The sequence below is a fragment of the Rhizobiales bacterium NRL2 genome, assembly GCA_001664005.1.
Taxonomy (GTDB): domain Bacteria; phylum Pseudomonadota; class Alphaproteobacteria; order Minwuiales; family Minwuiaceae; genus Minwuia.
Window position 1 is genome coordinate 1473360 of record CP016093.1, and the last position, 15998, is coordinate 1489357.

The following is a 15998-nucleotide window of genomic DNA, read 5'->3' on the forward strand; positions in this document are numbered from 1 at the left end:
GGCGGGCCCGGAACGCCTGTCAACGCGACGCCGGGGCCGAGCCCGCGGTTGTGACGCGGCACATGAAGCTATATGTGTGGCGGCGACCCTATCGTTTCCGGAAACAGGATCCCGACATGCTCAAGTCCCGCGTTCTGGGCGCCGCGACGGCGCTTGCCATCGGTCTGGCGGCGGCGTCGGCCGTGGCGCAGCAGACCCAGCAGGCCGCGCCCGCCATGCCCGCCGAGGAGAACCCGGTGGTGGCCCGCGTCGGCGGCCAGGAACTGCGCTTCGACGAGGTCATGGCGCTGATGCAGGATCTGCCGCAGCAATACCGGCAGGTGCCGATCAACGTGCTCTATCCGATGCTGGTCCGCCGCGCGGTGAACAACCGCCTGCTGCTGGAGGCGGCGAAGGAGACGGATGTCGCCGAGAGCGAGGATCTGAAGGCGGAGGTGGAGGCCTTCCGTCGCTCGCGCATCCTCGAATACTTCCTGCTCGACAGGATCGAGGCGGAGATCGACGAGGCGGCGCTGCAGGCGCGCTACGAGGAGTACGTCAAGACCGCGGATCCCGAACCGGCCGTCCACGCCCGCCACATCCTGCTGAAGACCGAGGATGAAGCCCGTGCGGTCATGAAGGAACTGGAAGGGGGCGCCGACTTCGCCGAACTGGCGATGCAGAAATCGACCGGGCCCAGCGGTCCGCAGGGCGGCGATCTCGGCTTCTTCCAGAAGGGCCAGATGGTGCCGGAGTTCGAGGCCGCGGCCTTCGCGATGGAGCCGGGCGAAGTCTCGGAATCCCCCGTCAAGACCCAGTTCGGCTGGCACGTCATCAAGGTTGAGGACCGCCGCGAGCATCCGACCTTCGAGGAGAAGAAGGAAGAGCTCCGCCAGGAGATGAGCGGCGAGGTCATCCGGGACCTGATCGCCGAACTGCGCGACGACGCCGAGATCGAGGAGTTCCAGATCGACGGCTCGCCGCTGCCGCCGCCTGGCGAGGCCCAGGGCGGCCAGCCGCAGCCCGTCCAGGAAGAGCCCAAGGCCGAATAGGCGCGGACACCACAAGGGAGCGCGCCCCGCGCCATGTACGCGATCCCCTTTCCGGTCATCGATCCCGTCGCCGTCGATCTCGGACCGCTGGTGATCCGCTGGTATGCGCTGGCCTATATCGCCGGGCTGGTGATCGGCTGGCGCTACGCCATGCGTCTGGGCGAGCGGCCGGACACGCCGGTGCGCCGGGAGCACCCGGACATGTTCCTGGTCTGGGCCACGATCGGCATCATTGCCGGCGGCCGGCTCGGTTATGTGCTGTTCTACGCGCCGGAATACTACTTCGCCCATCCCGGCGAGATCGCCGCCGTCTGGCAGGGCGGCATGTCGTTCCACGGCGGCCTGCTGGGGGTTGTCGCCGCCGGCCTGCTGTTCTGCCGGGTCAAGAAGATTCCGGCGCTCGCCTTCGGTGACATATTGTCGACCGTCGCGCCCATCGGACTGTTCTTCGGGCGCATCGCCAACTTCGTGAACGGCGAGCTCTGGGGGCGGCCCACCGACGCGCCCTGGGGGATGATCTTTCCCCGCGCCGACGACCAGCCGCGCCATCCCAGCCAGCTCTACGAGGCGTTTCTGGAGGGCTTGCTGCTGTTCGCATTGGTCAATCTGCTGGTCTGGCGCTTCGGCGCCTATCGCCGTCCGGGGCTGGTGATGGGCGTCTTCATTGCCGGCTATGGCGCCGCGCGTTTCATTGTCGAGTTCTTCCGCCAGTGGGACGAAGGCGTGGAGCCTCTGTTCGGCTGGCTTTCGAGAGGTCAGCAGCTCTCGATCCCAATGATCGCGATCGGCCTCTACTTCGTCGTGCGCGCGCTCCGCCGCCCGCAGCAATCGGCATGAACGGGCTGGAGGAGCGGATCCGCGCCGAGATCGAGCGCGACGGGCCGATGCCGCTGGACCGTTACATGGCGCTGGCGCTGACCGATCCCGGGCACGGCTATTACATGGGTCGCGACCCCCTGGGGGCCGGCGGCGATTTCATCACCGCGCCGGAGATCTCGCAGATGTTCGGCGAGCTTCTCGGCCTGTGGCTGGCCGATTGCTGGCAGCGCGCCGGCGAGCCGCGGAACGCCATCCTGGCGGAGCTGGGACCGGGACGGGGGACACTGATGGCGGACGCGCTTCGCGCCATCGGCCGCGCCGCGCCGGCAATGCTGGAGCACGCGGCGCTCTGGCTCGTGGAAGCCAGCCCGGCGCTCAAGGCCATGCAGCGTGATCGCCTCGATGGGGCAGGAGCCCGCTGGGCGGGGACGGTCGAGGACCTCCCCGACGGCCCCCTGTTCCTGATCGCAAACGAGTTTTTCGATGCCCTGCCGGTCCGGCAGGTCGCGCGCCGCGGCGAGGGCCTGGCGGAGCGCGCGGTCGGCCTGACCGGTGGCGAGCTTGCCTTCGTCGATGCGCCGCTGGCCCGCCCGCTGCCCTATGACACGCCGGAACTTGCTGACGGTGAGGTCTTCGAGCTGTGCGAGGCGGGCCAGGAGACCGCAGCCCTGATCGGCCGGCGGATCGCCGGCCAGGGCGGTGCGGCGCTGATCGTCGATTATGGCCACGGTGTCAGCGCGCCGGGCGACACGGTGCAGGCGATGCGGAACCATGCCTTCCACCCGGTGCTGAGCGAGCCCGGCAGCGCCGATCTGACCGCCCATGTCGACTTCGCCGTTCTGGCGCGCGCGGCCGCCGGCGAAGGCGCCGCGGTCCACGGACCGATCGGCCAGCGCCAGCTGCTGCTGCGTCTCGGCATCGAGGCCCGGCTGGGCCAGCTCATGAAGAACGCCGACAAGGCCACCGCCGGCGGGCTCGCGGCCGGATTCCGGCGGTTGACCGATCCGGAGTTCATGGGTCACCTGTTCAAGGCGCTGGCGATCTCGCCCGCCGACCAGCCGACGCCCGCAGGATTTGCCGATGAAGACGCTTACAGCCGCAACGCTTGAGGGCCTGCCGGGCCTTGCCCACGGCTTCTTCACGCGAAGGGGCGGCGTCTCGCAGGGCGTCTACGACAGCCTCAACGCCGGCCCCGGCTCGGGCGACGACCCGGCGGCCGTGGCGGAAAACAGGGCGCGGGTCGCGCAGGCGCTGGGGGCGGCGCATCTGGTGACCGTCCACCAGCATCACAGCGCCGACGTGGTCCGGGTCGACGGGCCCTTCGGCGGGACCCGGCCGAAGGCCGACGCCATGGTGACCGATCGCCCGGGACTGGCGCTGGGCGTTCTCACCGCCGATTGCGGACCCTTGCTGATGGCCGATCCGGAGGCGGGGGTGATCGGGGCGGCCCATGCCGGCTGGGGCGGCGCCCTGAAGGGCGTCATCGGGAACACCCTCGACGCCATGGAGACGCTGGGCGCGGACAGGACGCGGATCCGCGTGGCCCTCGGGCCGACGCTGGCGCAGCCGTCCTATGAGGTCGGTCCGGAATACCGCGAGCGTTTCGTTGCAGACGACCCGCGGAATGAACGCTTCTTCAGCCAGCCGGAAGGCGCGCCCAGGCCCTTCTTCGACCTGCCGGGCTATATCGCGGCCCGCGTCATGGCCGCGGGTATCGGGCCGGCGCGGTTCGTCGATCTCGCGCGGGATACCTATGCGGAACCCGGCCTGTTCTACAGCTACCGGCGGAGTGTCCATCGCGGCGAGCCGGACTATGGCCGGCTGGTCGCGGCGGTGATGCTGTCGCCGTGATTTGCGGATCGACAGTCCCCGAAATATTGTGGCCGCCGATCATCGGCTCGCCGGGTAAGGCCTGACAGGGACATGGCGCTACATTTCAGCCGCGAGGAGTTCGGGCAGCGGCTCGCCGCCACCTGCGCCGCAATGCGCGCGGAGCGGCTGGACGCGCTGCTGATCTTTCGCCAGGAGAGCATGTACTGGCTCACCGGCTATGACACCTTCGGCTATGTCTATTTCCAGTGCCTGGTGCTGACCGCCGACGAGCGCATGGTGCTGATGACGCGTTCGGCCGACCTCCGCCAGGCGCAGTTGACCTCCCTCGTCGAAGACATCCGCATATGGGAGGACCGGGAGGGCGCCAATCCGGCGAACGATCTGCGCGAGATCATGGCCGAGCTGGACCTGGACGGCGCGCGCGTCGGAATCGAGCTGGAGGCTTATGGCCTGACGGGCAGATCGCTCAGGATGCTCGACCGGGCCATGGAAGGCTTCTGCGCCATGACCGACGCCTCGTTGCTGATCAGCCGGCTTCGGCTGGTGAAGAGCCCGGCGGAGATCGAATATGTGGAGAAGGCCGCCGCACTGGCCGATGACGCGTTCGACGCAGCGCTCGGGACAGCCCGGCCCGGCGCTTTCGAGGGCGATATCCTGGCCGCGATGCAGGGTGCGGTGTTCCGCGGCGGCGGCGACTATTCCGGCAACGAGTTCGTCATCGGCTCGGGCGATCACGCCCTGCTCTGCCGCTATCAGGTGGGACGGCGGCGCCTCGACGCCGAGGACCAGCTCACCCTGGAGTGGGCCGGCGTCTACCGCCGCTACCATGCCGCCCTGATGCGCACCCTGCCGGTTGGCCGCACGACCGGTCGCCACCGCGATCTTCACGCCGCCTGCCTGGAGGCGCTGCAGGCCTGCGAGGCCGCGCTCCGGCCCGGCTCGACGATGGGCGATGTGTTCCAGGCCCATTCGGACGTCTTCGACCGGCGCGGCCTCAGGGCTCATCGTCTCAACGCCTGCGGCTACGCCCTGGGGACCACCTTCGCGCCCAACTGGATGGACTGGCCGATGTTCTACCGTGACAATCCGGTGGAGATTCGTCCGGGGATGGTGTTCTTCGTCCACATGATCCTGGCCGACAGCGACAGCGGAACCGCCATGACGCTCGCCCGGACGTCCCTGGTCACGGAGACGGGCTCACGTCCGCTCAGCCGCCATCCACTCGATCTCTTGCAGGTCTGAGCCCATGCCCTGGCTGATCATGCTGGTCTTCGTGTTCGTGATCTTCGCGATGGCGAGCTGTGTCATTTTCTAGGGCCGCAGCCTGGCTGGCGGTGGCCGGGCTTGCGGTGGTGCTGGCGGCCTGCGGCAGCGTACCGAGGCCCTTCAGCCCCGCCGACAAGGGCGGCGGGGTGCCGCCGCCGGGACCGTCCACGGCGCTGATCGTGCATCCGGCGGTGGGCGCGGATCGCGCCGCCCTGGACATGCTGACCGACATGTTGGTCGAGGAACTCCGCACACGGGAGGTCGCGGCGATCCGCTACGAGGTGCCGAACCGCTACCGGCTGGTGGGCCAGGCGGCGGCCGGTCCCCCGCAGGACGGAACGGCGACGATGACGCTGCAATGGCAGCTTCTCACGCCCGACGGCGCGCCCGTCGAGACCGTCGCCTATCGCCAGGATGTCGACTGGGCCTCGTACCGGCAGGCGGATCCCTTTGTCATCCGCCAGATGGCGCGTGCGGCGATCGGCGAGATGGGCGCCATGCTCGGATTCGACGCGCCGGCGCAGGCAAGGGAAGCCGGGCCGAAGCTGATCCTGGGTGGCGCGCGGGGGGCGCCCGGCGACGGCAACGCGGCGCTGGAGTCGGCCATGGCGCACGAACTGGGGCGGTTCGATGTGACCGTCGACGATGGCCGCGGCGGCGCGCGCCTGCCGGTGCTGCGCGCTCTGGTCGAGGTGCGGCCGATGGACGAGGCCAACGAGCTGGTCACCATCACCTGGCTGCTGCACGACGCCGAGGGCAAGGAACGCGGCCGGCTGCAGCAGCAGAACCGCGTGGCGAAGGGCCGGCTGGACCGCCGCTGGGGCGTGGTGGCGAAACTGGCTGCCGCGGCTGCAGCACCTGAGATTGCCGATCTGCTGCGTCGGTTCAGCCCATAGTCGCATGTCCGGGCGGGAGGGCGGCCCGGCCGTCAGAAAAGCGTCACGGCAGATGGACAGCCCATGGCCTTGCTGGTACAAGTCCGCCGCCGCCGCCGTCGCCATCATGGAAAATCCGCCAGTCTCATGAAGGTTCTCGCTGGGAACAGCAATCCCGTATTGACCGCCCAGATCGCCGATTATCTGGGGGTCCGTCCGACCAATGCCTCGGTGAAACGCTTCGCCGACGAAGAGGTCTATGTGGAAATTCACGAGAACGTCCGCGGTGAGGACGTGTTCGTCGTTCAGTCCACGTCCTTTCCCGCCAACGACCACCTGATGGAGTTGCTGATCTGCGTCGACGCGCTGCGCCGGGCCTCGGCGCGCCGCATCACCGCGGTGCTGCCCTATTTCGGTTACGCCCGGCAGGACCGGAAGCCGGGGCCGCGCACGCCGATCTCGGCCAAGCTGGTGGCCAACCTGATCGAGAAGGCGGGCGCCGACCGCGTGCTGACCGTCGACCTTCACGCCGGGCAGATCCAGGGCTTCTTCGACATCCCGCTGGACAACCTCTATGCCGGACCGGTGCTGATCGACGACATCAAGCAGCATTTCGACAACGAATCCGACCTGATGGTCATCTCGCCCGACGTGGGGGGCGTCGTACGCGCGCGCTACTTCGCCAAGCGGCTTGACGCCGACCTGGCGATCGTGGATAAGCGCCGCGAAAAGGCTGGCGTTTCGGAAGTGATGAACGTGATCGGCGAGGTCGAGGGACGTCGCTGCATTCTGGTCGATGATATCGTCGACAGCGCGGGCACGCTCTGCAACGCGGCCGCGGTGCTCCTGGACAGGGGGGCGCTGTCGGTTTCGGCCTATGTCACGCATGGCGTCCTTTCGGGCGGCGCGGTGAAACGCGTTGCCGAATCGGCGCTTGAGTCGCTTGTGGTGACCGACACCATCCGCGCGACGGAAGACATCGAGAACGAGCCGAAGATCCGGCAGGTCTCGATCGGCTCCCTGCTGGCGGAAGCGATCAAGCGGATTTCGACGGAAACCTCGGTTTCCAGCCTGTTCGACTAGAGCCAGGGACGCCGGCCCCGGCAACGGAATTTCGGATTCACCGGCGCGCGCGGCGACAAGGCTGCGGCGCCCGGCAGAGGAGAGAAGACATGGCCGATATGGATATCATCGAAGCCTCGATGCGCGACGTCACCACAAAGGGTGCGGTCCGCACGCTTCGCCAGCAGGGCAAGGTTCCGGCCGTCGTCTATGGCGACAAGAAGGAGCCTGCCAGCATCGCCGTCGAATTCGGCGTCGTGGTCAAGGAACTGCACCGTGGCGGCTTCATGGGGCGCGTCTACGAAGTGCGCGTCGGCGACCGCAAGCAGCGCTGCCTGCCCCGCGACGTGCAGCTCGATCCGGTGACCGATGCGCCGATCCACATCGACTTCCTGCGGCTGTCGGCCAACGCGCGCGTGGCCGTGAACATCCCCGTCATCTTCGTCGGCGAAGAAGAGAGCCCGGGCCTGGTCCGCGGCGGCGTGCTCAACGTCGTCCGTCACGAGGTCGAACTCGACTGCCCGGCGGACGCCATCCCCGAGAACATCGAGGTCAGCCTGGCCGGACTCGATATCAACGACGCGGCCAAGATCAGCAACGTTACCCTGCCTGAGGGCGTCGAGCCGACCATCACGGACCGCGACTTCACCATCGCCACCATCGCCGCCTCCACGGCCGTCGCCGAGGAGCAGGCCGAGGAGCAGGCGGATTCGGAGGCCGAGGCCGAGGCGGAGGCGGAAGCCGAAGAGACCGAAGGCGAAGAGGCCGAGGGCGGCGACGAGGCGGAAGCCGAAGAGTCCGAAGAGAAGTAGCCGGCCGCTCCTCCTCTGGGAGGCCAATCCATGCGACTGTTCGTCGGGCTGGGCAATCCCGGCCGGGACTATGCCGGCCATCGCCACAATGTCGGATACATGGCGGTGGAGCGGATCGCCGCCGATCACGGCTTCGGGCCGTGGCGGCGCAAGTTCCAGGGCCAGATTGCCGAGGGCGTTCTGGACGGCGAGAAGGTGTTTCTGCTGAAACCCGAAACCTTCATGAACCGCTCCGGCCAGTCGGTCGCCGAGGCTGTCCGCTTCCACAAGCTGGCACTGGACCGGCTGACCGTGTTTCACGACGAGCTCGATCTCGCCTTCGGCAAGGTCAAGGTGAAGGTGGGCGGCGGCCATGCGGGCAACAACGGCGTGCGCTCGGTCGCGCAGCACATGACGCCGGAATTCCAGCGGGTGCGCATCGGCATCGACCATCCCGGCCACAAGGACCGGGTGACCGGCCATGTCCTGGGCAATTTCGCGAAGGCCCAGCAGCCCCTGCTGGACCAGCTTCTGGACGCGATCGCCTTCGCCGCCCCGAAGCTGGCCCAGGGCGACGCGCCGGGCTTCATGACCGCGGTGGCGCTGAAATGCCCGCCGCCCAAGCCGGAAAAGAACAAGAGCGAGAGCGAGGCCGACAAGGATGGGATTTAAGTGCGGTATCGTCGGACTGCCGAATGTCGGCAAGTCCACCCTGTTCAACGCCCTGACGCAGACGGCCTCGGCGCAGGCGGCGAACTACCCGTTCTGCACCATCGAGCCGAACCTGGGCCGCGTCGCGGTGCCGGATCCGCGCCTGAAACAGCTGGCCGAACTGGCGAAGTCGAAGGAGGTCATCCCGACCCAGCTCACCTTCGTCGATATCGCCGGGCTGGTCCGCGGCGCCTCGAAGGGCGAGGGACTGGGCAACCAGTTCCTCAGCCATATCCGGGAAGTCGACGCCATCGTCCATGTGCTGAGATGCTTCGAGGATGACGACATCACCCATGTCGACGGCCGCATCGATCCGGTCGCCGACGCGGAGACGGTCGAGACGGAGCTGATGATCGCGGACATGGAAAGCCTGGAGAAACGCCTGACGCCGTTGCAGAAGCGCTTCCAGTCCGGCGACAAGAACCTGAAGGCGGACGTGGAAGTGATGCAGGGCGCGCTGGATCTGCTGCGCGAGGGCAAGCCCGCGCGCGTGCTGGCCGTCTCGGCGGAAGACCGCAAGCGCTTCGAGATGCTGCAGCTTCTGACCGCGAAGCCGGTTCTGTATGTGTGCAACGTCGCCGAGGCGGACGCGAAACATGGCAACGAACACTCGGCCCGCGTCGCCGAGAAGGCCGCGGCCGAGGGCGCCACGGCGGTCGTCATCTCGGCGGCGATCGAGGCGGAGATCGCCCAGCTCACCGACCCGGACGAGCGCGCGATGTTTCTCGACGAGATCGGCCTGGAGGAGACCGGCCTCGACCGCATCATCAGCGCCGGTTACGGCCTGCTGGATCTGATCACATTCTTCACGGCGGGTCCGAAGGAGGCCCGGGCCTGGACCGTCGAGGCGGGCGCCGCCGCGCCGCAGGCCGCCGGTGCGATTCACACCGACTTCGAGAAGGGCTTCATCCGCGCCGAAACCATCGCCTTTGACGAATATGTGAGCCTCGGCGGCGAGCAGGGCGCCAAGGATGCCGGCCGCATGCGGCTGGAGGGCCGCGAGTACGTGGTCCAGGATGGCGACGTGATGCATTTCCGGTTCAACGTCTGAGGGGAGCGACGTAGATGGGGGAGGATGGCCGACGGTTCTGGGAGGAGATCGAAGTCGGCGAGGTGCACCGCCACGGCCCGCACCGGGTCACGGAGGACGCCATCGTCCGCTTCGCCGAGCAGTTCGATCCCCAGTATTTCCATCTGAGCCGGGAGGGCGGCGAACGCGGCCCCTTCGGCAAGCTGTCGGCCTCGGGCTGGCACAGCTGTTCCATCGCCATGCGGCTGATGGTCGACGGCATGCTGACCACCGTTGTCAGTCAGGGTTCGCCCGGCGTGAAGTCCGTGCGCTGGCTGAAGCCCACATTCGTCGACGACGAACTGACTCTGGTGACCGAGGTTGCCGACAAGTTCCCCTCGAAGAGCCGGCCCGACATCGGTTTTTGCTACGTCAAGCACCGGCTGGAGGACCAGAACGGCACGGCGAAGATGGTCATGGAGAACAACTTCATGATCGGCCGCCGGCCCGCATAGGCGCCGTCAGCCCGGCACACCCAGTTCCTCCACCGTGTAGGCGTGGCCGAGCGACCGGCCCAGCACCGGGTCGGCGAGTTCCATGCGGAAGTTCGCCGCCGGGCGGATGCCGCCGATGGCGGAAGGCGCGCCGCCGAACATGACCGCGCCGTCGGGCAGGCCGCCCGCGCCGAAGCCCCTAGCGATCAGTTCCGCCGGCTCCCGCATCGCGTCCAGCGTGGCCTGCTGGTAGAGGACCTCGCCCTCGCCGAAGTCGCACCAGGCCGAAAGCCGGAGCCTGTCCCAGTGCGGTGCAACGTCCTCCAGGCGCCAGAGCGCAGCGGCCAGGGGCTTGTCGCAGATCTGCTTCGACAGGGTGATCGAGACGGATTCCAGATCCCGGTCGGTGTGGTCGGAGCCGAGCCCGACCCAGGTCTCGCTGCCATGGCCGAGCAGGAAGTACTCGACCTCGCCGCTGGTGCCGGGACCCGAGACGTGAATCCGGCCGGCTTGCGTCAGACGATCGGGCGAAAGCGGATAGAAGACGGGAACCGAGGCCGGCGGCTTCACGCCAAGTTCCTTCAGTTCCTCGATATGGGCCAGGACGGCGGCCTCGTCGCGGCCGGTCCAGCCCGCCATGAGGAGACGCCCGACCCTCGCGTTGACGCTCGCTGCGCCGCTTTCCGCCGCGACACGGAATGTCAGTTCCCTCAAGCCATCGCCTCCCTGCGCCGGCGCTTGCGCGCGCCGCGGACCATCATGACCGCCCCGACGACGGAGGCAAGGAAGGCGACGGAGCCGAACAGGAAGGATTCCTGGAAGCCGAAGGTCGCGGCCTCCACCTGAAGGGCGCGGGAGAGGTGACCCAGCGCCACCGCTTCGGCCTGCATGTCGGAGATTCCGCCGCGCTCCGCCATTTCGGCGACGGTTCGCACATAGGCTTCGGTGGCGCCGTTGGCCGGAGTCTGGGTCGACGTCACGTGGTCGGAGAAGTAGCTGATCTCCCGGTCCAGCATCACCGCCAGGATGTTGACGCCGAAGGCCCCGCCCAGCTGGCGCGTGAAGTTCATCGTCGCCGAACCCTGCTGCAGCAGGTTCATGGGCAGGAGGCGGACCGAACCGGCGCTGAGCGAGGGGAAGATGAAACCCATCCCCGCGCGGCTGATCAGGATGTAGAAGGCGAGGGTCAGGAATGCCGTGTTGGGGTCCGCGAAGGACATCAGGAAGAAGGAGACGGCGAACATGAGCAGGCCGAAGCCGACGGTCATGCCCGGTTCGAAGCGGTCGGCCATCCGGCCGGAGAAGGTGGTGATCAGCATCATGGATATCCCCGCCGGCAGCAGCAGCAGGCCCGACAGCGTGGGCGTCAGGTTCTGCACTGTCTGGGCGAAGAGCGGAATCAGGTAGGTCGAGCCGAACAGCCCCGCTCCGAGAATGAGACTGACCACCACGGCGCCCATGAAGCCCGGCTGGCGGTAGACGGTCATGTCCATCAACGGGTGTTCCACCCGGTGCTCCCACCAGATGAACAGCAGGAATGCCGCCGCCGCGATCAGGAACCGGCCGGTCACCGAAACGCTGCCCCAGCCCAGGTCCTGACCGTCGGTGAAGGCGGTGAGCAGGCTGATCAGGAAGACGATCAGAAGACCGAAGGCGAACCAGTCGAAGCGCGGCCGGATCTCGCTCAGCCGGCCCGACGGCACGAACAGGTTGGTCAGGACCAGACCCAGGAAACCCATGGGCACGGCAATGTAAAAGGTGTAGCGCCAGCCCAGCCCGTCCACCAGCAGACCGCCGAGAAACGGCGAGGTACCCGGCGCCATGACCACGCCGAGGCCGTAGATGCCCATGGCGAAACCGCGACGTTCCGGCGGGAAGACCTGGAAGACCACGACCATGGCCAGCGGCTGGATGATCCCGGCCGATGCGCCCTGCAGGATGCGGGAGGCGATTGCGGCGTCGGCCGTTTCCGCCAGGCCACCCATCAACCCCCCGGCCAGGAAGATGCCCAGCGCGATGTTCATGGTCGCCCGCTGGCCGATGGTCTTGGTCAGGAAATCGATCAGCAGCATGGTGGCGGTCATGGCGGCAAGGAAGCCGCTGGACAGCCACTGCGCGGTTACCTGGTCGATGCCGAAGGCGCCCATGATGTCGGGGATGGCGACATTGACGATGGTCGCCGAGAGGACCGCGGCCATGGTGCAGATCATCGCCGAGGACAGCGCCAGCCAACGATAGGCGGAGCCATAGCGTTCGGTCAGGATCTCGACGGTCTGCGGCATCAGTCCCGCTCCGCGTCGATCGCCACCTCGACCATCATTCCGGGCCGGAGCCCGTCCTTCGCGCCCTGAAGATCGATCCGCACGGGTACGCGCTGCGTCACCTTGGTGAAGTTGCCAGAGGGGTTGGGATTGGGCAGCAGCGCGAACACGCTGGTGGCGGCCGGCGCGATCCATGTCACGCGGCCGGTGATCTCGCGTCCCGGGAAGGCGTCGACCTTGACGATGGCGCGGGAGCCGACGCGGAAGCGGCCGAGCTCGGTCTCCTTGATATTGGCGGCGACCCAGACGTTCTCCGGATCGTGGATCATCAGCAGGCGCTGGCCGGGGCGCACATATTCGCCGGCCTCGATGAAGGTCTGGTCGACCACGCCGTCGATGCCGCTGGCGATGTCGCGGTCGTCGCGGCGGGTCTGAAGCTGATCCAGCCGCGCCTGCAGGGCGGGGCGTTCGGCTTCCAGCAGCTCGATCTGGCGCGCCAGCACATCGATGCGATCGCGCTCGGCCTCGGCCTGCCGCTGTTCGGCCCTGGCGGCCAGCACGGCGGCGCGCGCGCGCAGCATTCGCCCTTCCAGGTCGGCAAAATCGGCGCGGGCGTCATCGACGGCCCGGGAGGACACCACCTTGCGCCGATAGAGCTGCTCGGCGCGTTCCAGTTCCCTGGTGGCCTGCGCCATCAGAGCCTCCACGGATGTCCGTTCGGCCTCGGCGACGGATATCCGCGCCCTGGCCGCCTCGGTGGCCGCCCCGACCTGGCTGCGCGTCAGCGCCATCTCTGCTTCCAGCCGTGCCCGGTCGACCGGCAGGCGCGACATCCGGGCCAGCACCTCCTCGATCTGCAGGTCCAGCTCGCGGTGATCGATGCGAACCAGCACCGTGCCGCGCCGGATGACATCGCCGGTGCCGACGGGCAGTTCGGTGATCACGCCCCCGTCCTGCGCGCCGATCGTGATGATATCGGAAGCGATGCGGGAATCGATGACGTAGACATGGGTCTGACGGCGGACCACCCAGTCCTGCACGAAATAGGCGGCGAGGCCCAGAACAGCCAGCAGCGCGCCGTAGCGGACGATCCGCCGGCGCGTGCGGCCGGGGCGGGGCGGCAGGCTGGCCTCTTCCGCGTTCACCGTGTCGCCTCCGCCAGTTCCGTCAGCCGCTGGTCGATCTTGCGGAAGACGCGGACGCACGTCGCCAGTTCCTCGTCGTCGATCCCTTCGGTCAGCTCCAGCCGGAGACCGTGGGCGATCTCCTCGATGCGTCCAACCAGCGGGCGCGCGGTATCGGTCAGGTGCACGGTCTTGGCGCGGCGGTCCCGGGCGTCGGGCCGGCGCTCGATCATGTTCTGGCGCTCCAGCGAATTGAGAATGTGGACCAGCGTCGGTCCCTCGATGCCGATGAACTCGGCGAGCTGACGCTGCGAAACCCCTTCGCGGCGCTGGATCTGCAGCAGCGCCGCCCAGCGCGCCTGTGTCAGGCCCAGATCCTGGAGACGGCTGTCCAGACGCCAGCGCCAGCGGCGGGCGAGTTGGACGAGAGAGACGGTAAAGGTCTCCCGGATGTCGCGGGCGGGTCGGTCCATCCGCATATCATTAGCTTGCTAACGATATGCGGAGAAATGCGGATTGCTGGGGGCTCGCATGCTGCGAAGTCGCAGGCGGTTGATCGCCGGATCGTTGAACGCATGTGAGCTGTGAAATCGCCGCCGCCGGCGCGGCGGATTTCCGACCGGAACATCAGTGAGGAAGACCTCCCGATCGTTTCCTTCCAGGTCCCAACGGCTCAGGAGAAAGCCATGATTGTCGAAAAGATCAAGACCGAAGGCCTCGCTCATCTTTCCTATTTCGTGGGCTCGGGGCCTGATGCCGCCGTGATCGATCCGAGACGGGACATCGAAGTCTATGTCCGGCTGGCGGACGCCCATGGCATGCGGATCCGGCACGTGCTGGAAACCCATCGCAACGAGGATCTGGTGTCCGGCGCGCCGGCCCTGTCGCGCGAGACCGGCGCCAGGATCTGGCACGGCCCCAACCCGGCGGAGCCCGTGCGCTACGCCGAAACCGCACGCGAGGGCGACAGCTTCGAGCTGGGTGACGCCCGGCTGGAAGTGCTGGAGACTCCGGGTCACACCGATGACAGCCTCTCGTTCGTCCTGTTCGACCGGGACTTCGGCGAGGGCGCGGTCGGCGTGTTAACGGGCGATGCGCTTTTCATCGGCGATGTGGGGCGGACCGATTTCTATCCGGACCGCCCGCGCGAGGTCGCGGGAATGCTCCATGACAGTCTGTGGAAGATCATGGGGCTGGGTGATCAGGCGCTGGTCTACCCGGCGCACGGCGCAGGTTCCGTCTGCGGTTCCGGCATGGCGGACCGGGAGTTCTCAAGCCTGGGCCATGAACGGCGCAACAACCCGATGCTGCAGATCGCGGACCGCGAAGCCTTCATCGACGCCAAGGTGTCGGAGAACCATTACCAGCCGCCCTATTTCCGGCTCATGGAGCGATTGAACTCCGAGGGCGGGCCGGCGATGCAGCGCTTCATCATGCCGCCGCGAATGCCGGTAGACGCGCTGACGGACGGCGCGGAAGCTCAACTGGTCGATGTACGTTCGATTACCGCCTTTGCCGGCGCGCACCTGCCCGGCTCGCTGGCCATTCCCCACGACATGCTGGCCGCGTTCGCGGGCTGGCTGCTCGATCCGGAGCGCGAGATCCGCCTGCTCGCCGAGGACGGGCGGCAGGCCGAAGAGTCGGTTCGTACGCTGGGCCGCATCGGCTTCGACGGGGTGAGCTGCTACGCCGCAGGGATGGTTGGCGGCGCCACTCAGGGCGTCGCGTTCCGGACGATGCCGATGGTCGACACCGAAACCGTTCGCCGGCGCCTAGGCGACGATATGCCGAACTGGCAGTTGCTCGACGTTCGTTCGATCGACGAATTCGAAGGCGGCCACATAGACGACGCCATACATGTCTATGTCGGCCAGTTGCCGGAAGAACTCGACCGGCTCGATCGGGATCGCGCGGTGACGGTGTATTGCGGCAGCGGCAAGCGTGCGGCCATCGCGGCGTCGGTACTGCGAGCCAATGGCTTCGGCGAAGTCGACGTCTATCTCGGTTCGATAGCGGCGTGGAAGGCCGACGGTCTGCGCCTCGCCGCGTGAAGCAGGCCCGGATGCGCGCAGCGTCTACCGGGCGGCGATGGTGAAGCGGCCGGGGCTCTGTTCGATGGTCAGGACCAGGCCCTCGACGTCGGCCAGCTTGCGGGCGAGGAAGCTCTCGATGATGCGCGCGTCTTCGCCGCCGGCGGCCTCGCGACGGCCCTCCAGCGCCTCGACCACCGCATCGGGCAGAGCGGCCCGGTCGTGCACGCCGGTGACGGCGAGGGAATCGTTGTCCACGCTCACCGTCAGCTCACCGCCGCGCACCAGCCCTGCCGCGCCGGCCATGGTCAGGTTCAGCGCCAGGCGGATGCGGCCCTTGGCCGGCTCCGCGTTCCCGGCATCCGGCCAGACAAGCTCCAGGCGGTGGTCGGTGAAGAAGTCGAGCGCGGCCTGACGGGCGTCGCGGACGGGCAGGGGCAGTTCGTCGCCGCCCGAGGAACCGAAGGCGAAGCGCAGGAACTTCAGCCGCCGCGAGGCGTTCGCCGCCGAATGCTTCAGCAGGTCCAGCGCGTCCTTCATCATCTCCGGCTCGTCCTCCATCTCCATCAGCTCGATGCCGTTGGAGATGGCGCCGACCGGGCCCACGAGGTCGTGGCACAGCCGGGAACAGATCAGGGATGTGAAATTGAGATCGGCGGACATGGCGACACTCTCTGCGACGATCGGGGGAC

At 67.8% G+C, this 15998-nt stretch carries 17 protein-coding genes; 12 read left to right on the forward strand and 5 right to left on the reverse strand.

Going from position 1 to position 15998, the window contains the following annotated elements; all coding sequences use genetic code 11:
• The first annotated feature begins 116 nt into the window (after nt 1-116).
• The 11 genes from TEF_06800 to TEF_06850 all read left to right on the forward strand — a co-directional run bounded on the left by TEF_06800 (nt 117) and on the right by TEF_06850 (nt 9912).
• The gene (locus tag TEF_06800; protein ANK80538.1) at nt 117-1031 is read left to right on the forward strand and encodes a hypothetical protein; all 915 of its coding nucleotides are present in this window, start codon (nt 117-119) and stop codon (nt 1029-1031) included.
• A gap of 33 nt (nt 1032-1064) precedes the next feature.
• Complete coding sequence (locus tag TEF_06805) at nt 1065-1868, forward strand: prolipoprotein diacylglyceryl transferase (protein ANK80539.1); 804 nt, start codon at nt 1065-1067, stop codon at nt 1866-1868.
• Entirely contained in the window at nt 1865-2959 is a 1095-nt protein-coding gene (locus tag TEF_06810; GenBank protein ANK80540.1) for a hypothetical protein, read from the forward strand. Before TEF_06805 ends, TEF_06810 begins: the two co-directional genes overlap by 4 nt.
• Nucleotides 2931-3701, forward strand: coding sequence for a polyphenol oxidase (locus TEF_06815; GenBank protein ANK80541.1), 771 nt, complete (start codon nt 2931-2933; stop codon nt 3699-3701). The genes TEF_06810 and TEF_06815 overlap by 29 nt, the downstream gene beginning before the upstream one ends.
• A 72-nt stretch (nt 3702-3773) precedes the next feature.
• The gene (locus tag TEF_06820) at nt 3774-4925 is read left to right on the forward strand and encodes a Xaa-Pro dipeptidase (protein ANK80542.1); all 1152 of its coding nucleotides are present in this window, start codon (nt 3774-3776) and stop codon (nt 4923-4925) included.
• Nucleotides 4926-5017: 92 nt separating this feature from the next.
• On the forward strand, nt 5018-5845 hold the full coding sequence (locus TEF_06825; GenBank protein ID ANK80543.1) for a hypothetical protein: 828 nt from the start codon (nt 5018-5020) through the stop codon (nt 5843-5845).
• A gap of 126 nt (nt 5846-5971) precedes the next feature.
• A complete protein-coding gene (locus TEF_06830) occupies nt 5972-6907 on the forward strand; it encodes a phosphoribosylpyrophosphate synthetase (protein ID ANK80544.1) in 936 nt (311 codons plus the stop codon).
• Nucleotides 6908-6996: 89 nt separating this feature from the next.
• Nucleotides 6997-7698, forward strand: coding sequence for a 50S ribosomal protein L25/general stress protein Ctc (locus TEF_06835; protein ANK80545.1), 702 nt, complete (start codon nt 6997-6999; stop codon nt 7696-7698).
• A gap of 30 nt (nt 7699-7728) precedes the next feature.
• A complete protein-coding gene (locus TEF_06840; GenBank protein ANK80546.1) occupies nt 7729-8349 on the forward strand; it encodes an aminoacyl-tRNA hydrolase in 621 nt (206 codons plus the stop codon).
• Entirely contained in the window at nt 8339-9439 is a 1101-nt protein-coding gene (locus tag TEF_06845; protein ID ANK80547.1) for a redox-regulated ATPase YchF, read from the forward strand. The genes TEF_06840 and TEF_06845 overlap by 11 nt, the downstream gene beginning before the upstream one ends.
• 14 nt (nt 9440-9453) lie before the next feature.
• The gene (locus tag TEF_06850; GenBank protein ANK80548.1) at nt 9454-9912 is read left to right on the forward strand and encodes a hypothetical protein; all 459 of its coding nucleotides are present in this window, start codon (nt 9454-9456) and stop codon (nt 9910-9912) included.
• Nucleotides 9913-9918: 6 nt separating this feature from the next.
• Here TEF_06850 and TEF_06855 read toward each other — a convergent pair whose 3' ends face one another.
• Genes TEF_06855 through TEF_06870 form a run of 4 tightly spaced genes read right to left on the reverse strand, consistent with a single transcriptional unit; the run spans nt 9919 to nt 13749 of the window.
• The gene (locus tag TEF_06855; protein ID ANK80549.1) at nt 9919-10605 is read right to left on the reverse strand and encodes a hypothetical protein; all 687 of its coding nucleotides are present in this window, start codon (nt 10603-10605) and stop codon (nt 9919-9921) included.
• The gene (locus TEF_06860; GenBank protein ANK80550.1) at nt 10602-12173 is read right to left on the reverse strand and encodes a hypothetical protein; all 1572 of its coding nucleotides are present in this window, start codon (nt 12171-12173) and stop codon (nt 10602-10604) included. The genes TEF_06855 and TEF_06860 overlap by 4 nt, the downstream gene beginning before the upstream one ends.
• Complete coding sequence (locus TEF_06865; protein ANK83322.1) at nt 12173-13276, reverse strand: hypothetical protein; 1104 nt, start codon at nt 13274-13276, stop codon at nt 12173-12175. The genes TEF_06860 and TEF_06865 overlap by 1 nt, the downstream gene beginning before the upstream one ends.
• A 17-nt stretch (nt 13277-13293) precedes the next feature.
• On the reverse strand, nt 13294-13749 hold the full coding sequence (locus TEF_06870; GenBank protein ID ANK83323.1) for a hypothetical protein: 456 nt from the start codon (nt 13747-13749) through the stop codon (nt 13294-13296).
• Nucleotides 13750-13962: 213 nt separating this feature from the next.
• On the opposite strand from TEF_06870, the gene TEF_06875 reads away from it, so the two are divergent.
• The gene (locus TEF_06875; protein ID ANK83324.1) at nt 13963-15327 is read left to right on the forward strand and encodes a hydrolase; all 1365 of its coding nucleotides are present in this window, start codon (nt 13963-13965) and stop codon (nt 15325-15327) included.
• Between the two features lie 24 nt (nt 15328-15351).
• On the opposite strand, the gene TEF_06880 is transcribed toward TEF_06875, so the two are convergent.
• Nucleotides 15352-15969 carry a hypothetical protein gene (locus TEF_06880; GenBank protein ID ANK80551.1) on the reverse strand — a complete coding sequence of 206 codons (618 nt, stop codon included), beginning with the start codon at nt 15967-15969 and terminating at the stop codon, nt 15352-15354.
• Nucleotides 15970-15998 lie beyond the last annotated feature (29 nt).

What these genes read in the sequence shown, in the direction of transcription:
- TEF_06800 (ANK80538.1), top strand. Translation starts at nt 117, where the DNA reads ATGCTCAAGTCCCGCGTTCTGGGCGCCGCGACGGCGCTTGCCATCGGT.
- TEF_06805 (ANK80539.1), top strand. Translation starts at nt 1,065, where the DNA reads ATGTACGCGATCCCCTTTCCGGTCATCGATCCCGTCGCCGTCGATCTC.
- TEF_06810 (ANK80540.1), top strand. Translation starts at nt 1,865, where the DNA reads ATGAACGGGCTGGAGGAGCGGATCCGCGCCGAGATCGAGCGCGACGGG.
- TEF_06815 (ANK80541.1), top strand. Translation starts at nt 2,931, where the DNA reads ATGAAGACGCTTACAGCCGCAACGCTTGAGGGCCTGCCGGGCCTTGCC.
- TEF_06820 (ANK80542.1), top strand. Translation starts at nt 3,774, where the DNA reads ATGGCGCTACATTTCAGCCGCGAGGAGTTCGGGCAGCGGCTCGCCGCC.
- TEF_06830 (ANK80544.1), top strand. Translation starts at nt 5,972, where the DNA reads ATGAAGGTTCTCGCTGGGAACAGCAATCCCGTATTGACCGCCCAGATC.
- TEF_06835 (ANK80545.1), top strand. Translation starts at nt 6,997, where the DNA reads ATGGCCGATATGGATATCATCGAAGCCTCGATGCGCGACGTCACCACA.
- TEF_06840 (ANK80546.1), top strand. Translation starts at nt 7,729, where the DNA reads ATGCGACTGTTCGTCGGGCTGGGCAATCCCGGCCGGGACTATGCCGGC.
- TEF_06845 (ANK80547.1), top strand. Translation starts at nt 8,339, where the DNA reads ATGGGATTTAAGTGCGGTATCGTCGGACTGCCGAATGTCGGCAAGTCC.
- TEF_06850 (ANK80548.1), top strand. Translation starts at nt 9,454, where the DNA reads ATGGGGGAGGATGGCCGACGGTTCTGGGAGGAGATCGAAGTCGGCGAG.
- TEF_06860 (ANK80550.1), bottom strand. Translation starts at nt 12,173, where the DNA reads ATGCCGCAGACCGTCGAGATCCTGACCGAACGCTATGGCTCCGCCTAT.
- TEF_06870 (ANK83323.1), bottom strand. Translation starts at nt 13,749, where the DNA reads ATGGACCGACCCGCCCGCGACATCCGGGAGACCTTTACCGTCTCTCTC.
- TEF_06875 (ANK83324.1), top strand. Translation starts at nt 13,963, where the DNA reads ATGATTGTCGAAAAGATCAAGACCGAAGGCCTCGCTCATCTTTCCTAT.
- TEF_06880 (ANK80551.1), bottom strand. Translation starts at nt 15,969, where the DNA reads ATGTCCGCCGATCTCAATTTCACATCCCTGATCTGTTCCCGGCTGTGC.